General features: G+C 46.9%; 16 protein-coding genes. 14 read left to right on the top strand and 2 right to left on the bottom strand.

Annotated features, from left to right (window positions below; all coding sequences use genetic code 11):
- Positions 1 to 417: 417 nt before the first annotated feature.
- The 4 genes from Q1B11_RS13665 (at position 418) to Q1B11_RS13650 (ending at position 3,632) form a co-directional block, all read left to right on the top strand.
- The gene (locus Q1B11_RS13665; protein ID WP_299733618.1) at positions 418 to 750 is read left to right on the top strand and encodes a metalloregulator ArsR/SmtB family transcription factor; all 333 of its coding nucleotides are present in this window, start codon (positions 418 to 420) and stop codon (positions 748 to 750) included.
- Between the two features lie 21 nt (positions 751 to 771).
- Positions 772 to 1,782: an ArsJ-associated glyceraldehyde-3-phosphate dehydrogenase gene (locus Q1B11_RS13660; protein WP_299733616.1), complete on the top strand. Its 1,011-nt coding sequence runs from the start codon at positions 772 to 774 to the stop codon at positions 1,780 to 1,782.
- 64 nt (positions 1,783 to 1,846) lie between these two features.
- Positions 1,847 to 3,088 (top strand): organoarsenical effux MFS transporter ArsJ, encoded by a 1,242-nt coding sequence (gene arsJ, locus Q1B11_RS13655; RefSeq protein ID WP_299733614.1) that lies wholly within the window; start codon positions 1,847 to 1,849, stop codon positions 3,086 to 3,088.
- Between the two features lie 55 nt (positions 3,089 to 3,143).
- On the top strand, positions 3,144 to 3,632 hold the full coding sequence (locus tag Q1B11_RS13650; RefSeq protein ID WP_299733612.1) for a hypothetical protein: 489 nt from the start codon (positions 3,144 to 3,146) through the stop codon (positions 3,630 to 3,632).
- A 16-nt stretch (positions 3,633 to 3,648) separates the two neighbouring features.
- On the opposite strand, the gene Q1B11_RS13645 is transcribed toward Q1B11_RS13650, so the two are convergent.
- Positions 3,649 to 4,635 carry an AraC family transcriptional regulator gene (locus Q1B11_RS13645; RefSeq protein ID WP_299733610.1) on the bottom strand — a complete coding sequence of 329 codons (987 nt, stop codon included), beginning with the start codon at positions 4,633 to 4,635 and terminating at the stop codon, positions 3,649 to 3,651.
- A gap of 139 nt (positions 4,636 to 4,774) precedes the next feature.
- On the opposite strand from Q1B11_RS13645, the gene Q1B11_RS13640 reads away from it, so the two are divergent.
- The 9 genes from Q1B11_RS13640 (at position 4,775) to Q1B11_RS13600 (ending at position 14,637) form a co-directional block, all read left to right on the top strand.
- Positions 4,775 to 6,118: an NAD(P)-binding domain-containing protein gene (locus Q1B11_RS13640; protein ID WP_299733608.1), complete on the top strand. Its 1,344-nt coding sequence runs from the start codon at positions 4,775 to 4,777 to the stop codon at positions 6,116 to 6,118.
- Complete coding sequence (locus Q1B11_RS13635; protein WP_299733606.1) at positions 6,108 to 7,028, top strand: bile acid:sodium symporter family protein; 921 nt, start codon at positions 6,108 to 6,110, stop codon at positions 7,026 to 7,028. The genes Q1B11_RS13640 and Q1B11_RS13635 overlap by 11 nt, the downstream gene beginning before the upstream one ends.
- On the top strand, positions 7,015 to 7,959 hold the full coding sequence (locus tag Q1B11_RS13630) for an SDR family oxidoreductase (protein ID WP_299733604.1): 945 nt from the start codon (positions 7,015 to 7,017) through the stop codon (positions 7,957 to 7,959). Before Q1B11_RS13635 ends, Q1B11_RS13630 begins: the two co-directional genes overlap by 14 nt.
- On the top strand, positions 7,956 to 8,777 hold the full coding sequence (locus Q1B11_RS13625; RefSeq protein WP_299733602.1) for an SDR family NAD(P)-dependent oxidoreductase: 822 nt from the start codon (positions 7,956 to 7,958) through the stop codon (positions 8,775 to 8,777). Before Q1B11_RS13630 ends, Q1B11_RS13625 begins: the two co-directional genes overlap by 4 nt.
- A 248-nt stretch (positions 8,778 to 9,025) precedes the next feature.
- Entirely contained in the window at positions 9,026 to 9,634 is a 609-nt protein-coding gene (gene pilV / locus Q1B11_RS13620) for a type IV pilus modification protein PilV (protein WP_299733600.1), read from the top strand.
- A gap of 14 nt (positions 9,635 to 9,648) precedes the next feature.
- Positions 9,649 to 10,437: a PilW family protein gene (locus Q1B11_RS13615; protein ID WP_299733598.1), complete on the top strand. Its 789-nt coding sequence runs from the start codon at positions 9,649 to 9,651 to the stop codon at positions 10,435 to 10,437.
- 2 nt (positions 10,438 to 10,439) lie between these two features.
- Positions 10,440 to 10,910, top strand: coding sequence for a hypothetical protein (locus Q1B11_RS13610; protein ID WP_299733596.1), 471 nt, complete (start codon positions 10,440 to 10,442; stop codon positions 10,908 to 10,910).
- Between the two features lie 182 nt (positions 10,911 to 11,092).
- Positions 11,093 to 14,242 (top strand): PilC/PilY family type IV pilus protein, encoded by a 3,150-nt coding sequence (locus tag Q1B11_RS13605; protein WP_299733594.1) that lies wholly within the window; start codon positions 11,093 to 11,095, stop codon positions 14,240 to 14,242.
- The gene (locus Q1B11_RS13600) at positions 14,242 to 14,637 is read left to right on the top strand and encodes a type IV pilin protein (RefSeq protein ID WP_299733592.1); all 396 of its coding nucleotides are present in this window, start codon (positions 14,242 to 14,244) and stop codon (positions 14,635 to 14,637) included. The genes Q1B11_RS13605 and Q1B11_RS13600 overlap by 1 nt, the downstream gene beginning before the upstream one ends.
- 125 nt (positions 14,638 to 14,762) lie before the next feature.
- Here Q1B11_RS13600 and Q1B11_RS13595 read toward each other — a convergent pair whose 3' ends face one another.
- The gene (locus Q1B11_RS13595; protein ID WP_299733590.1) at positions 14,763 to 15,350 is read right to left on the bottom strand and encodes a DUF502 domain-containing protein; all 588 of its coding nucleotides are present in this window, start codon (positions 15,348 to 15,350) and stop codon (positions 14,763 to 14,765) included.
- A 271-nt stretch (positions 15,351 to 15,621) separates the two neighbouring features.
- Here Q1B11_RS13595 and Q1B11_RS13590 point away from each other — a divergent pair, with 271 nt between their 5' ends.
- Complete coding sequence (locus Q1B11_RS13590; protein ID WP_299733588.1) at positions 15,622 to 16,797, top strand: hypothetical protein; 1,176 nt, start codon at positions 15,622 to 15,624, stop codon at positions 16,795 to 16,797.
- Positions 16,798 to 16,813: the final 16 nt, after the last annotated feature.

Raw genomic sequence — 16,813 nt, 5'->3', positions numbered from 1 at the left:
CCCCATCCATCATGGGTGCCACAGAGAACCGGCGATCCAGAGGAGATCCATTTTTATCTTTCATTTCAGCTGGTTGCGTCATATACCCTTAACCAATAAACACATCAGCATCCTCTGTAAATTAACAAAGTATGCAAGTTACCCCTAAAAATAGCGGCTCAGTATGACAATCCTCCATGGAAAAGCAAAGTCAGGATATATGCGCTAAACGCAAGCCAGTGGCTTCCACCTTAAAAGATCAATACAGTCAACGCGCTTGATGTGAACCGCTAGACAGGAAACCTTCAAACTGTGAACCGCCTCACCAGAAGCAAGGTATTCACTTCAATGCATTGGTTACCGGATAAACAAAAATATTGACTTCAGTAAAAATAATATTAATATGCGGATATCCATATATACATATACTTGAACATCATGCTTCCACATCAGTTTTTTAAGTTACTGAGTGATGAAACCCGATTGCGATGTCTTTTGTTGATTGCCCGTCATGGCCCCATGCGGGTGAGTGATCTAACTGCAGCTCTGGAAGAATCACAGCCCAAGATCTCCCGACACCTGGCACAGCTGAGAAACCTTGGCGTTTTCAAAGATGAACGACAGGGGCAGTCAGTCTATTATGCTATTGCAGATAATATTCCCGGCTGGTCACGAAAAGTCATCGATGGCTTAGCCAAATCTAATTGCCTTCACGACAATTACGAAGCAGACATCCAGCGTCTTTTATCCATACCCAATCACTCTGATTAATCTCATCAGGAACATCTACCTATGCAAACCAAAATGAAAATCGGCATCAACGGTTTTGGACGTATTGGCCGCCTCGTCATGCGTGCTTCTTTTGACTGGCCAGAATTTGACATCATTCAGATAAATGACGTTGCCGGTAATGCGCCAACACTGGCCCACCTGCTCGAGTTTGACTCTGTTCAGGGGCGCTGGGCGCACGACATCTCGTCAACACAAGAGACCATTCAGGTGGATGGCAAAACCATTCGCTGCAGTCAGGAAAAAGCCATTTCAGCCGTGGACTGGTCCGAGTGCGATCTGGTAATCGAATGCACCGGTGTTCACAAATCCAGAGAGCATCTTGACCAATATCTTGCTCAGGGCGTCAAGCGCGTGGTGGTTTCAGCACCGGTTAAAGACGACTCTGTTCTTAATGTCGTTGTTGGTGTTAATGACCATCTCTACGATGCCAATAAACATACTATCGTGACTGCCGCCTCCTGTACGACCAACTGTCTGGCACCTGTCGTGAAAGTTATTCTGGAAAAGCTGGGCATTGAGCGAGGCTCCATGACCACGGTTCATGACATTACCAACACTCAGACCATTCTCGACGCCCCCCATAAAGACCTGCGTCGAGCCAGAGCTTGTGGCATGAGCCTGATTCCAACCACCACCGGCTCTGCAAAAGCGATTACCCAAATATTCCCTGAATTAACCGGGCGATTAAACGGCCATGCGATTCGGGTTCCTCTGGCGAATGCATCACTGACCGACATGGTCTTCGATGTGGCTCGAGATACAACCGCAGAAGAAGTGAACGCGCTACTAAAAGAAGCCGCAGAGAATGAACTTAAAGGCATTCTGGGTTATGAAGATCGTCCGCTGGTCTCTATCGATTACCGCGGTGACACCCGCTCTTCGATCGTTGATGCGTTATCAACCATGGTGGTTGATCGTCGTATGGTGAAAATCTACGCCTGGTACGACAATGAAATGGGATACGCCTGCCGTACTGCAGAACTGGCTTTAAAGGTTGGTCAAAGCCTGTAAACCTTCAAGAAAGTCTGCCGTGAAATCACGACAGGCATTCTTCAGCATCAGAAACACTGGATCCATGAAAGATATTTATCAGCGTTTTTCAGCTCTTGATCGCTCCATACGACAATATCTGCTGATCACATTTAATTACTGGAATTTCACCATCACCGACGGTGCACTCCGTATGTTGGTGGTTTTGCACTTCCATAGCCTTGGCTATACGCCATTGGAAGTCGCTGCCCTGTTTTTATTTTATGAATTGTTCGGCGTTATCACTAATCTTACCGGTGGCTGGCTTGGCGCTCGGCTCGGGTTAAACCGAACCATGAATATAGGCCTGGGCTTGCAGATTGTCGCACTGGGTATGCTGACTGTGCCGTCTACCCTGCTTTCTGTTCCCTGGGTGATGGCTGCTCAAGCAATGTCAGGCATTGCCAAAGACTTGAACAAAATGAGCGCGAAGAGCTCCATTAAAATGCTGGTCAAGGGCGATGATTCAAGCAAGAACGCCGGCAAACTTTACCAGTGGATTGCAGCCCTGACCGGTTCGAAAAATGCATTAAAAGGCCTTGGTTTTTTTGTCGGCGGTCTGTTATTGAACCTAGTTGGCTTTCGCTATGCCATGGTGATAATGGGATCAGTATTGCTGGTTGTGCTGCTGCTGAGCTTAAAGATGCTGGATCATGATTTGGGCAAAGCCAAACAGAAAGCCAAATTCTCAGAGCTGTTTTCAAAAAGCAGCCCCATTAATATTCTTTCCGCCGCCAGACTGTTTCTGTTTGGTGCGAGAGATGTTTGGTTCGTCATTGCACTGCCTATCTATCTGGGCAGCACCTTTGGCTGGAGCAGTTCTGAAGTCGGTGCTTTTCTGGCTCTCTGGGTTATTGGCTATGGTTTTGTGCAAGGTATTGCCCCTAAAATCACCAGAAAACACAGCGATGGTCGTGCAGCGATGTTCTGGGCTGCTGGCCTTGCAGTATTAACGGCAATGGTCGCTTATGGCTTGCAGGCTGGCCATTCGCCGCAACTGGTCATCATTGCCGGACTGCTACTGTTTGGCGCACTGTTTGCAATCAATTCATCTCTGCACTCCTACCTCATCGTTGCCTATGCCCGGGAAGATGGCGTGTCACTGGATGTTGGCTTTTATTACATGGCCAATGCCATGGGTCGATTATTAGGGACGGTGCTCTCTGGCTGGCTCTTTGGTCTTTCAGGGCTGGTCTTGTGCCTTTGGGTTTCTGCCAGTTTTATTGCTTTGGCTGCATTAATATCCATCGGCTTACCAACCTCCGAACAGGAACACGGACGGAACTAAGTTCGTCACTCTGAGGTCTGATAACGAGTCATCTACTTTTCTGGGAGAGCGTTGTATGAACTCGTCATCCATAAACGTACAACGCACTCAGGCAACACCTGAAACACAAAAAACCAATGACCAAGTTGGTACTCAAAAGCAGGTTACAGACAAGCCTGCAGCCGAAACTCAAGGCTGGACTATAAAAAGAGTGGTAAGCATTGTACTTGAGGTCGTTACTGTTATTACTGCCGCCGCAACGATTGCTTGCGCAGTAGCTGGTCTGGTTGGCCCTGCCTTGATCTTTGGAACCATCAGTGCTGGCTCATGGGCAATATCTGAGCTGTTAACTTCTGATGGGGCAGCTTACTGCGAACCAATATATCATCGCCGGGTCTACAGGCCACTCTATAGACCTTGCTCACCGGCATTCACCAATCATTACGCCACCCCATATACGACAGTTCGCCCTTTCTGCGACTTTCCTATTCAGTATCCTACTAGTATTCACTATCGCAATAACTGGGGTGACGTTTGTTACAGAAGACCTGCTTGTTATTGCTAACAGGCGTATTCAATTCTCAGCTGACAATCTGCAAAAACTCTCCCGGAGTATGGCCTGTCCATCGCTTAAAAGCTTTATTAAAAGCGCTTTCGTCATGATACCCAAGGCGATAGGCTACCTCATTCACAGGCAAGGAGTCTGACAACCATTCTCGCGCCATGGATAAGCGCACTTCATCCGCAATCAATTTGAACGTCACGCCTTCTCTCGAGAGATTACGGTTTAATTGTCTACCACTGATACCAAACTGTTCCGCTACCTTTTCCTTACCCCAGTTTGGATTCACCTTAATCACTTGCTCAACCTCAAAGCGAATACTGTGATCCTGCAACCCCTTCAGCGCTTCATCCGCCAACTGTCGCATATGTGAATAAAGTATTTTATTGGACTGCACCAATGGTTTTGCCAGCTGAGCTTTGGGAAATACCATGGCATCCGCTACCTGCTCAAACTGAACAGGACAACCCAACACCTGTTCATAGTGTTTATAGTCCATCAATGCCTTGTGCTGGAAAGAAACATACGAAGGGTTAAACGTGTTATCTGTCAGATAACTTGCCAACTGCATTAAGGTTGCCAACACCGCTTCAACTCGTATTTCACGGCAAATAGTATGGTAGGGAGAATAGATAAGGCTGCAACTGTTCTCGCCTTCCGTCATAAGAAACTCACCGCCCTCACCAACAATGGGATGGTAGGTCACCAGTGCTTCCAGCGCATCGTCCAGAGTATCGCAACTCATCAACAGAAACCCGACAATGTCCAGGTTTCCCGGTTGTACATAGTGGCCAAGTCGCAAACCCAAGTCCGGTTCAGGGTAGTCTTTTGCCATGGACAGCCAGAGTCGATCCTGCAGGGGCATGGGCACACGTTGATGCCGGGCAATTTCATCAATAATAGCCTGCAACTCTTCGGAAACGGGCAGCCCGGAATCCTCCCATGAGCGAACAATGGCTCTTGTGTACTGCTGTGTAACAGTAGGGTGATGTCCCGAATTAACCATAATACTGTCCCAAATAATCCAAGCATTTTCCCTGTTTGCGCGATACATTGTTTGTCAGATAAAAGTCACGCGTCAACGAAAAATAATAATAACCGTGCTGTCAGTATCAAAATCTCCAATGCAGCACTCAGGAGATAATATGCTTCCCTACGCCATCATTGGCGCCGGCCCCATGGGGCTGTGTACCGCAAGACGATTAAGCCAATATCAGATCCCCTGGATCGGCTTTGAAATACACGACAATGTCGGTGGACTTTGGGATGTCGATAACCCCACCAGCACCATGTACAACTCGGCTCACCTGATCAGTTCGAAAAAACAGACCGAGTTTACCGACTTTCCCATGAACGATGAGGTACCCACCTACCCTGCCCATCATCACTTGAAAACCTATTTTCAGGATTACGCCAGACACTTTGATCTTTATAAAGGTTACCGGTTTGGCCATAAGGTGATCGAGATCATCCGAAAGGATGACCATTGGCTGATCAAGGTTGAAACCAGTGGTCAGGAAACAAGTTACGAAGTGGCGGGGGTACTTCTGGCCAATGGTACGTTGCATCACCCAAATCACTCAGAAAACGTGGGTGATTTTGCAGGTCAGCAGATCCATGCTGCGCAATACAAAAATCCCGCCATTTTTAAAGACAAGCGCGTGCTCATTGTGGGTTGTGGTAACAGTGGCTGCGATATTGCTGTAGACGCTGTTCATCAGGCAAAAAGCGTTGATATGTCTGTACGACGGGGTTATTACTTTTTGCCAAAGTTTATTAAAGGCCAGCCCTCTGACTCTCTGGGTGGAAAAATCAAACTGCCCAAGCGCCTGAAGCAATGGGTAGACAGTTTTCTGATTCGGATGATTATCGGTAAACCCAGTGACTTTGGCTTGCCGGACCCTGACTATCGGATGTATGAAAGCCACCCGGTTATTAACTCACATTTCCTGCACCATATTGGTCATGGGGATATCAAACCACGACCTTCTATCAAATATGTGTCCGATAAAACGGTAGAGTTCAGTGATGGCTCCACAGGCTCTTATGATCTGATTCTGGAAGCCACCGGCTATAAGCTGGACTATCCCTTTATTGATCAGACACACCTTAACTGGCAGGGTTTTGCGCCACAGCTTTATTTGAACGTCTTTAATCCAGCACACAACCAGATCTTCGTCATGGGCATGGTGGAAGCTGCCGGCCTCGGCTGGCAAGGCCGGGATGATCAGGCGCACATGGTGGCACTTTATTTACGACAGAAGCTGGATAATCAGCCTTCTGCCCGCCGTTTGGAGCAAACCATAGAACAACAGTTTGCTAAACGCATTGTCGGTGGCATGGAATACCTTGAACTGGAGCGCATGGCTTATTACGTCGACAAGGCCACTTACCTGAAGTCCCTGCACCGTGAAATCAAGCGCCTGAAAAGCGACCTCACTCCTGCACCTACAAAAATGACAAATGCGGAGCCAGCGAATGTTAACTGATGTACAAATTCACTTTGAACCACAAAGCCTTTTATTGTTAAACGCCATTCTGGCATTCATGATGTTTGGGGTATCCCTTAACCTGAAACCCGATGATTTCTGGAAAATCCTGAAAACACCGATCGCCCCAACCATCGGGTTAGTTGCCCAGTTTCTGGTTCTGCCATTTCTAACGTCCATGGTCGTTTGGATATTCAACATTGATCCGGAGTTAGGGCTCGGCATGATTCTGGTGGCTTCCTGCCCCGGCGGTACTTTCAGTAATATCATGACGCATATTGCCCGGGGCAATGTGGCGGTTTCTGTATCAATGACCGCAGTATCCAGCCTGTTTGCCATTGTCATGACGCCATTCAACTTCTTTCTCTATGGCCAGCTGAACCCAGTCACCAGTCCTTTAATTCAAGAAATCGCGCTGCAACCTCTGGAAATTTTCCTGCTGGTGACAATGGTGCTGGCGGTACCATTGCTGCTGGGCATGATGGTTGGTCAAGTGTTTCCAAAGTTTGTTAAGCGATCCGATACCCCATTTCGCTTTCTGTCGCTACTGGTGTTTCTCGCCTTTATCATAATTGCTGTTTCCAATAATGTGGATGTCTTCCTTGAGCATATGGGCAGTTTTGCCATTCTGGTGGTTGCTCATAATGCGATGGCACTCAGTATTGGGGCAACCGCAGCCTATCTTGGCAAATTGAACTCTGCAGATCGTCGGGCGGTCACACTGGAAGTGGGCATTCAGAACTCCGGGCTTGGCCTCGGTATTTTGTTTACCTTCTTCCCTCAATACGGCGGCATGATGGTCATTACCGCGTTCTGGGGCGTTTTACACCTGGTGAGCGGGCTCGGGCTGGCATTGTTCTGGAATACCAGAACTGTGTCTTCTAAGGAGGCCAGTTATGTCAGCAACTAGTCGTATTCTCATTACTGGCGCTGCCGGCTATCTTGGTCATCAAGTCGGAAACGCCTTATCAAAAGAACACTATGTGATTGGTTGCGATATTCGACATCATGCTGATGCGGATTTCGCCATCTCACTCATGGATATTTGTGATGGTAGTCTCAGTGATTTCATGAAGGAACACCAAATCACCCATGTCATCCATCTGGCCAGCATCGTCGACCACAGTGATGATCGTGACCGTGATTACAAAGTGGATGTGGAAGGCACCCGAAACGTCATTGAGGCCTGCATTCAATCCGGCGTTCAGCATTTAACCGTCACCAGCAGTGGCGCAGCTTACGGTTACCATGAAGATAATGACCCCTGGCTGTCGGAAAGCTCCCCCATTCGCGGCAATTATGAGTTTGCCTACTCCTGGCATAAACGATTGGTGGAAGAAATGCTGGTGGAATACCGGATTTCACACCCTTCCTTACAACAGCTAATCCTGAGGCCTGGCACGATTCTGGGCAAACATACCCGCAATCTGATCACCAATCTGTTTATGAAGAAGCGGATTTTATCGGTGAAAGGTTCCGACTCGCCCTTTGTCTTTATCTGGGATGAAGATGTGGTTGAGATTATTTGTCGGGGTGTCAGTCACAACAAAACCGGCGCTTATAATCTGGCGGGTGATGGGGCAATGGCCATTAATGAGATTGCTTCTCAATTAAAAAAACCGCTCCTTTCATTATCACCCGCTCTGCTTAGAACGGCGCTCGCCATAGGACAAAAACTGAAACTGACGAAATATGGCCCTGATCAGCTGAAATTCCTGCGCTATCGTCCAGTGCTGGACAACAAGGCTCTGAAAGAACAGTTTGGCTATACCCCGAAAAAAACATCCTCTGAAGTGTTTGATCTTTTCTGCAGTCACTTAAATAAGGAGGCGACACCATGAACACAGGAAAAGTCGCCTTAATTACCGGAGCAGCCAATGGTTTGGGCTGGGCCCTTTCTCAGCAATATTGGCAGGCGGGTTATCATCTTTGCATGGTGGACCTGGATCAAGACGGTCTGGAAGGCCGTCAGCAAGAACTGGCTGTATCAGGCCGTGGCGATCAGACAGCGATTGTCTGCGCCATAGACCTTTTGCAACCAGATGCCATTGAAAACATTGAAAAAAAGGTGAATCAGCATTTTGACCAGCTTCATGTGCTCATCAACAATGCAGGCATCACCCATCGCTCTCTGGCCCAGAAAACACATAATAATGTCATCGCCAAAGTGATGGAGCTGGATTACCTGGTGCCCGTTAAACTGAGTCAGCAACTGCTGGGCTTACTTCACCGTTCTGGCAGCACAAAACAACCTTCCACCATCATCAATATCGGTAGCATGGCAGGCTGGCTACCCGTCATGGCTCGAGCCGGCTATTGCGCGGCCAAGTCGGCGCTGCACCAGTATTTTGAAACGCTGCGCGCAGAAACCGGGCATTTGCCAATGAATATTCTGATGGTCTATCCCAGCTTTCTGGCAACGGATATCGAGAAGAATGCGTTGGCCGGTGATGGCAGGCCTGCGCACCACGCTCGCTCAACCATTGGAAACATTAATAGTGCTGAGTGGATGGCGGACAAAATCTTGAAGGCTCACCAAACCGGCAAAAAACGCCTTTTCCCGGATAAAGCCATTATGCTGGCAGCGCTCCTTTATCGGGTACTCCCCTCTTTATACTTGAAACTGATGGGACGAAAATTTCGCTCGGAGCTGGCATAATGCCCAAAAATCGCTCAAACAGAACGTCATCGTTCTGACCATTCCTAAGACTTTCGTTTTAGCCTGAACACCATCGACGTTTCGCTGAACTGCCACGAGGCTCAGAGCGAAACGTCGACACTCTAAATGTTATCAATTCAATATGTTATCCAAACCTAACGGCTCCTTAAGAACGGCTTGATGAGTATTCATCAATTACACCCTAAGTCCGATAACTTTTTTATCAAGAATAGCCTTAGCTTAAGAGTATGGATAAAGAACACTTATTAATTGTTTTCAGAATACTGAGTGCGATCAGAGTTTTTTTAACGAAACATCGCAGCGTCCTATTTTTACAAGACAGTTATTTAAAAAACAATAGAACACCAACAAATGAACGCGGCTTTGGGCTGGTTGAAGTACTGGTAGCAACATTAGTTTTTGCAGGCAGCGCCTTAGCCATAATGAACATGCACAATCGCGCGTCACAATCAGTCCATGATACGGCTCAACGTTCTCAAGCCGTCTGGTTGGTCAATAGTGCTGTTGAGTTAATGCAGATCAATCCTGCAGGATTTGGGCAATATGAGAGTGAAGCCATTAGCGCATCAAGCAATTTATCCGCCTTCTGCTCAACGACACCCAAAGTATGCATTTCAACCAGTTGTTCACCCAACGAAATGGCCTCTTTTGATATGTATGATTTGATGTGCCAGCAAGCGCAACAGATTGCTGAACCTGAAATCGATATTACCTGCGCAGCCTCTCCCTGCAACACAAACGATTTAGTGAACGTAAAAGTATCCTGGTCATCAAGAGGGGCGCTTGATAAGTCCAATAAAAGACAAAAAGTGGCATTTCAATTTCTTCGGAATTAAAAGAACACAAAACAATGAAGAATAAACACGGTCGACAAAATGGATTTAACCTGATTGAGGTGATGGTAACCATGACCATAGGGCTTCTCATCACGGTCAGCGCTCTGCAGATCATGCTGGGAGGCAGCAAATCGAGTAAAACCAGTGAGCATACCGCCTACGCATTGGAACATGGCCGTCAAAGCCTGAGAATTTTAAGCCAGTCAATTAGGCGTGCTGGCTATAGAAGTCAGCCAAACCTTATTGCACCCGAACCATTTTACACAGGGCAATGCGAAGGGGAGTCTACCTGTACAAAAGATGGTGGAGGAATCAACAGTGACCGTTTGGCGATTCAATATGAACCGACTGTTGATAGCCTTGGAAGTATCGTGGACTGCACAGGCACTAAAGTACCCATAGGTGAGCTCACTGCAGATGTTTACTTTGTAGCGCCGGATCCAAGCAATCACAACATCAATACTTTATTTTGCCGTGGATATGACCCTATTAATGAAGTCGCCAGAGGTAGCCGTTCCGAAGCTCTGATCCCCGGTGTCGAGCGAATTCAGGTGTTGTACGGCTTAGAAGCATCCGGTAGCGGATTTGTTAATCGGTACATCACCGCTGATGATGTGACTGACTGGCGACAGATTCAAGTTGTTCGTGTGGCCGTATTGGTGGGAGCTGGCGTTAGGACACCACAATACGGGCTGAAAAGCCGTACTTATAATTTACTGTACAGTGGCGACCTGACTCTCAAGGACAAATCTCTCAGATACATCTTCAGCACGGCGACAAGAATTAATAACTCAGGGATATAGCAATGAAAATCAATACAAAGCGCCATAAAGAATCCGGTGCCGTATTACTTGTAACGCTGTTTGTGACGGTCGCTTTGTTTTTTTCTGGCATGCTTATTCTGGATATTTCCATTTTGAGAGAAACTCAAGTTGGTAACGAACAACGATCCACAGAAATGTTTCTTATTACAAAAAGTGAACTTGATCGACAGTTTGATTTTCTAGGAAAAAACCAAGACAACTTTGAGTCTGCAATAGAAGCTGATCAAATACTAACGGCATTTGGCCATTCGCCCACTTGTTCTTCACATGGATCAATTTGTCAATCTGTTGAATTAAAGTATTTATCAGAACAGGCACCACCTGCTGGATACAGCATAGATAGTTTTACCGGATTCGCTTATGAACTGGATGCAGAGGCCACCCAGCAAGGTACCAACGCAAGCTCCAGACAAATACAGGGAATCGTAATCGTTAATGGAGTTTCAAAATGAATATATTTCTAAAACTTCGAATGTGGGTATTCACAATACCCTGCCTATTTTCAATCTTGGCTCAATCTGCAGATACCGACCTATATCTACAAACACCCAGACCCAATATCGTCTTGTTGATGGATCTTTCCAGAGAAATGAACAGGACTATAACACTCCCCCCCCATGGAACTACTGCCACTATGCAGTCGATATCATGGTCAGCTGCTCGTCAATATGTTGCTACAGTAAAAGGCGTAAATCTGAGTTTAATGACACAAAATACTAAAAATGGGGGGCATGTTGGTAACTTTTCCATGAATGTAGCCAATGCAAGACAAAGTCTTTTAAATACACTCAGTCACTGGGTAGCTGGCACAGGAGCAGACCACGCTCCCATAACAGAAACACTATTCGAAGCTCATCGATATCTCACAGGATCCTCTTTACTATGGGGGCTTCCCAGTATGGCTGGAAGCTTTGAAACGGTAAGCAGCCGATATATTTCACCTATTCAACATCAATGTCAGGATACCAGTCTGATCTACATGATGGCTGGTCGACCAGGAGAAATCGAAGATAATGATGCTGATGGCGCAATTCGGTCACTGACCAGTGCTTCTTGTGGATTGACCATTGGCTCTAGCCTCACATTAGGAAGCTGTTTTGATGAACTGGCTTCATTAATGAATAACAGCGATCTCAGATCAACGATTCCCGGAACACAAAATGCATCTGTTAATGTAATTTCATTAACCTCAGGAAGTGAAACAGAGATTTCTTCTGCAGCAGCCAATGGTGGAGGACGCTACCTACAAGCAACCAACGTGAACGATATCGTAGATCGCCTTCACCTGATTACCAATGATGCATTGTCCAGTTCGGCTGATGCAATAGGCACTTCGTTTACGCAACCCGTCACATCGATCAGTGCTGACAGTATTTTTCGAAATGCTGAAGACGTTTATTACGCTTTATTTCAACCTGTTAATGGTGCGGGGTGGACTGGTAATTTAAAACGTTATCGAATCGGGACTGATAATCAGCTATATGATGCTCTTGGCGTCATAGCTATTGATCCTGCCACTGGCTTTTTTAACACTGGCATTCAAAGCATCTGGAGTAGCAGTGCCGATGGCAACCGGATTAACCAAGGTGGAATGGCAGAAAACCTAAGCCAGCATCGCCCCGTTTTTACTTACCTTGGCAGCAATACATTATTAAGCCACGGCAGTAACCGACTGAATGAGAGCAATTCATTAATAACTGCCGGTATGCTGGGGGTCGGCAGTGCAGCACAGACCAGGAATACGCTTCGCTGGGCAAGAGGTATTGATGTAGACGATGAAGACGGTGATACAAGCACCACCGATGACAGAACGACGATGGGTGACCCGTTACATACACAGCCAAAAGCCATTACCTACTTTAAAGACGTTTCCACCGCTGGAACAACTGTTGATAAAACCGTCTATCTCACAACCAACGACGGTTTTTTACATGGCGTTAATGCGGAAAACGGTGAAACTGAGTTCTCATTTATTCCTAGGGAGCTGCTACCAAACCTGGCTATTTATAAAGATGAACCCCCAAGATTTCCTCCAGGCGTCGTTTTCGACACTAATTTAATATCAAGAGCTAGTTGGAACTTGAACAATCCTTGGGGCTACAGTATCTCAAGATCTGGCGCAAGTATATTCTTTACCGGAACCCATGGGGCCTCCGCTACACAAACTTTGCGCCTGCAAAACACCGGCGTTTACGTTTTAAGCTTTAATACTCTTGGACCATCCGGCGCTAACACAGCAATGAACTGGTCTGTGCAAAATCCAGTGGGCAACATCGTCGCTTCGGGAGGCTTTAATAATATCCCAGGCTCGGCTAATGGCCGGGTCATAACATTTCAAGCCAGATCCACCGGAAATTATACGGTCACCTTTCGAGACAACACACCCTTAGTTGGAGCCCCCTCATTATCAGGAGTAGGCCTTTGGCAATTGTTTAACCTCTCTTTGGAAGCACCTTCTGCCCGTAACGATCACTTGGCAATAAATTACAAGATTTTTGGTATGGATGGCCCGATGACCGAATGGGTCAATGATGTTAATGGTGATGGCGATATTCTTCAGTCAAACAATGGTACAGCCGATCCGGGAGAACACGCTTACCTCTATCTGACAATGCGCAGAGGTGGCCGTTCTATTTATGCCCTTGATGTAACGAATAGACAACGGCCAAGATTTAAGTGGCAAATTAATGGTGGCACTGGAAGCTTCTCTAACCTTGGTCAGACTTGGTCAAAGCCTCAGATAGTCACTGTGAACTGGGATGGTTCTCCACGCAAAGTGCTGATGTTTGGCGGAGGTTATGACCCTGTTGTTGACGGTCATACAACCGTTATAAACGGAAGATTTGGTCATTCTATCTTTATGGTGGACGCCGAAACGGGCAGTTTACTGTGGAAAGCTTCTAACAGCGGATCAAACCTCAATCTTTCCAATATGGTACATGGCATTGCAGCAGACATCACACCGCTCGACCTCAATGACGATCAATTAATTGATGTCATCTATGCCGTTGACGTCGGAGGTCAAATTTTCCGCGTCGATATCAATCAAAATAATACCGGATCAAATAACTTTGCATATGGTGGCAGAATTGCCGAACTGTCCGCAGGCAGTGCAGCAAACGCCCGACGTTTCTTTCAGCCGGTTACCGTGGCGTTTGGTGGTGGTAGAGATCACATGTTCCTGGCCGTGGGCAGCGGCAATCGTACTTCCCCCACTAGCACCAGTGTCAATGATCGAATTTATGTGATAAGAGACCCAAATATTGATAAGCCGGTTAATTATGGGTACAACTCAGGATACGTCATTAGGGAGTCTGAATTATACGATGCCACCAGCAACCTTATCCAACAAGGCACTGCGCCTCAGCGTGATAGCGCATTACAAACACTAAAAAATAAACATGGATGGTTCATTCGATTAACGGACGCAGGAGAAAAAGTATTAGGCGGAGCAACTATCTATAACAGCATATTGTTTGTAAATACATTCAGACCAAACTCTGCGGCAATGTGCAGTGATAGATCAGGGACCAATTTTTCATACGCTTTAAATATAGAAAATGGTGGCGCGCGTTTTAATCATGATGGTACAGGGTCAACCAGCGCATTAATAAAAAGTGATCGCAGGAAGGCCTTAACACAAAGCTCTATTGCACCATCTCCGGCACTCATATCCTCTGGACCAAAAGGAGCAGAGCTATGTATCGGCACTGAATGTTTTGTAGACTACATAAGAAGAGCCGGCGCAGCGCCAATTCATAAATTGTTCTGGAGGGAATTCTAATGAGAAGCCAGCCAAATGGGTTTAGCCTTTTAGAGCTTATGATTGTGCTGGTTATTATCAGCATTCTAGCGAGCATAGTGCTTCCCAGCTATGGTCGATATGTGACTGAGTCCAGAAGAAAAGATGCGTCAACTATGTTGCTTCGGATAATGCAGCAGCAGGAGAGCCACTACAACGAAGAGCTCAGTTATACCGTCGATTTGACGGTACTTGGCTATGGTAGCATTGTGGAATCTGAAGGGGGGTATTACGTTATTACCGCATCTACCTGTGGATCAACCCCCATCACTCAGTGCGTTCTACTCACAGCAACGCCTCAGGGAGCCCAGACTGGCGATGGCGTCATTACCCTTAACAGCCGCGGTGCACGATCACCCTCTTCCCACTGGTCTTGAGTAACAACAACCGAATGAAACCCCATGAGCTTACGATTATGTAAGTGAGTGGGGTAAACGAACGCACTCTATCCTGATGGCCCTCTTTCAACTCACCTGAAAAAGCGCTCTGGAACACATTACATCTATTTTTTACCTGAGGTAACACCGCCTGATACGAGAAAAGACATCACCTCAGCACTGCTTTTATCCAACATTTTAATGCGGTCCGCAGGCACCAGCACCACTCTACCCGCGATACTGAAAGCCATGGGGAAATACACCGCAACATGCCCCTCAACACCAAAATCGGCAACTTCCTTTCGGGTCACAAAACCAGGCACCTGGATATCACCAATGGCGACCAGCACCGGCTGTTCAAACTCACGACGGTCACCAATAATGGCATTAACCCCATCCTTAATCGCCGCATACACTAATTTGACCAAGGGGATATGATTCAACAACTGATCCAGCAGCCGCAGTAGATGACTCCCCAACCACATGTGCGTCACGACGCCAACAAAAATGGTAAACCCCACCACCAGCAATAAGCTGATAGACACCACCTGCCATTCTCCCTGCAGAGTTAGCTCTCTTCCCAGATAAGAACCAACGGTCGCTGATAGCAACTCCGCCACCAGCGACATACCCTTAGAAAACAAATAGAAGGTAAATACAATGGGCACCAGTACTGCGAGTCCTTCCAGAAACCAGCCCATGATGCGTGACATGGAACATCTCCTCATTAATTATGGTCAGCTTTCATACTAAGTGAGGTGCGGTGGCGATGACAGTTTTTTTCTGAGACGATGTAATACCAATAGCGTTTTTAAATTGTGGAGTGAGCAAGTTATTTTGGGCGACTGGGCAAGGCGAAGCGACGAGTCATAGCCGTAGCTATGGCGAGGAACTTCAACGCCGATCCAGTCGGTCAAAATGGCTGCGCAGCCCATAATTTAAAAACAGAATTGGTATAATACAGTCATCAAAGGATCGATGATAATGAGCAACATCAGCCGTGTAGATTGGAATCATGAAATCCACGCCATTTGGTTAGCTGGCAAGCATCGGCTAGCCATTGAGAAAATGGCGGAAGAGATCAACCGTCATGGTGAGATGAAACCCAGAACGATCATTTTACAAATCTGCTACTACTTGTTCCTGATTCACGACTACGTCTCATGCATTAAACTATTAGGCAACGGTTTAATTCTGTACCCCGACGATACTGAGCTATTGACCAACCTTGCCTCCTGCTACAGCAGAAACCACCAATACCAAGAAGCTATTCACTTTGCGCAACTCGCGCTCAAAAAAACACCTGATGATTATTATCTTTGGGATACCCTAACCGTCAGCCATTTCAAACTGGGGCAATGGGAACAGGCAAAAATTGCCGGAACAGAATCACTCATACTGAAAGATCAACGTCATGGGCAAGTGCCTGAGCACTGGTATTTACCAGAAAAAACGACGGAAGAGCTGGTACTTAATAAAATATACGTCATTGCTTTCAGCTTATGGGGTGACAAAGAACGCTACCTGCACGGCGCCCTGAGAAACCTGCTGTTAGCACCAGAAATCTACCCAGACTGGGAAGTCTGGATCTATCTTGACGACACGGTACCGGCAAATTACCAACAACTCATGACGCATCTGGGTGCAAAACTGATTCATCGCACCAGTCACCAAAGCATCAAGCAGAAAACCTGCTGGCGCTTTGCAGTGGCCAGTGATTCGACCGTTGGCTACTTTTTGGTTCGGGATGCAGACTCTGTTATTAGTCCACGGGAGCAAAAGGCAGTGCTCGCATGGCAGAAGTCCGGCAAGCTGTTTCACATCATCAGGGATTGGTGGACTCACACCGATTTGATGTTGGCGGGCATGTGGGGTGGCGTCGCAGGTGTGTTACCGGATATACAACAGATGGTGTCCAACTATCAAGCCAACCACCTGGAAACGCCCAATGTAGATCAATGGTTTCTCAGAGATGTCATTTGGCAGCTGATCAAACCCAGTTGCCTGATACACGACCGCTGTTTCCAACCGCCAAATGCGTCACCCGTCCCAGGGGAATTACCGGAGGGAAACAACCATATTGGTGCCAGTGAACACGCTCTATTCCCCGAATACCAACAGACCATGCTGAAACCATGGCTGAATACTCTGAAAAGGTAACCTAACCCTCCCTGTC

The sequence above is a fragment of the uncultured Endozoicomonas sp. genome, from assembly GCF_947495845.1.
Lineage (GTDB): Bacteria > Pseudomonadota > Gammaproteobacteria > Pseudomonadales > Endozoicomonadaceae > Endozoicomonas.
Note: the sequence above shows the minus strand (reverse complement) of the source record. Positions and strands in the feature narration are given on the sequence as shown.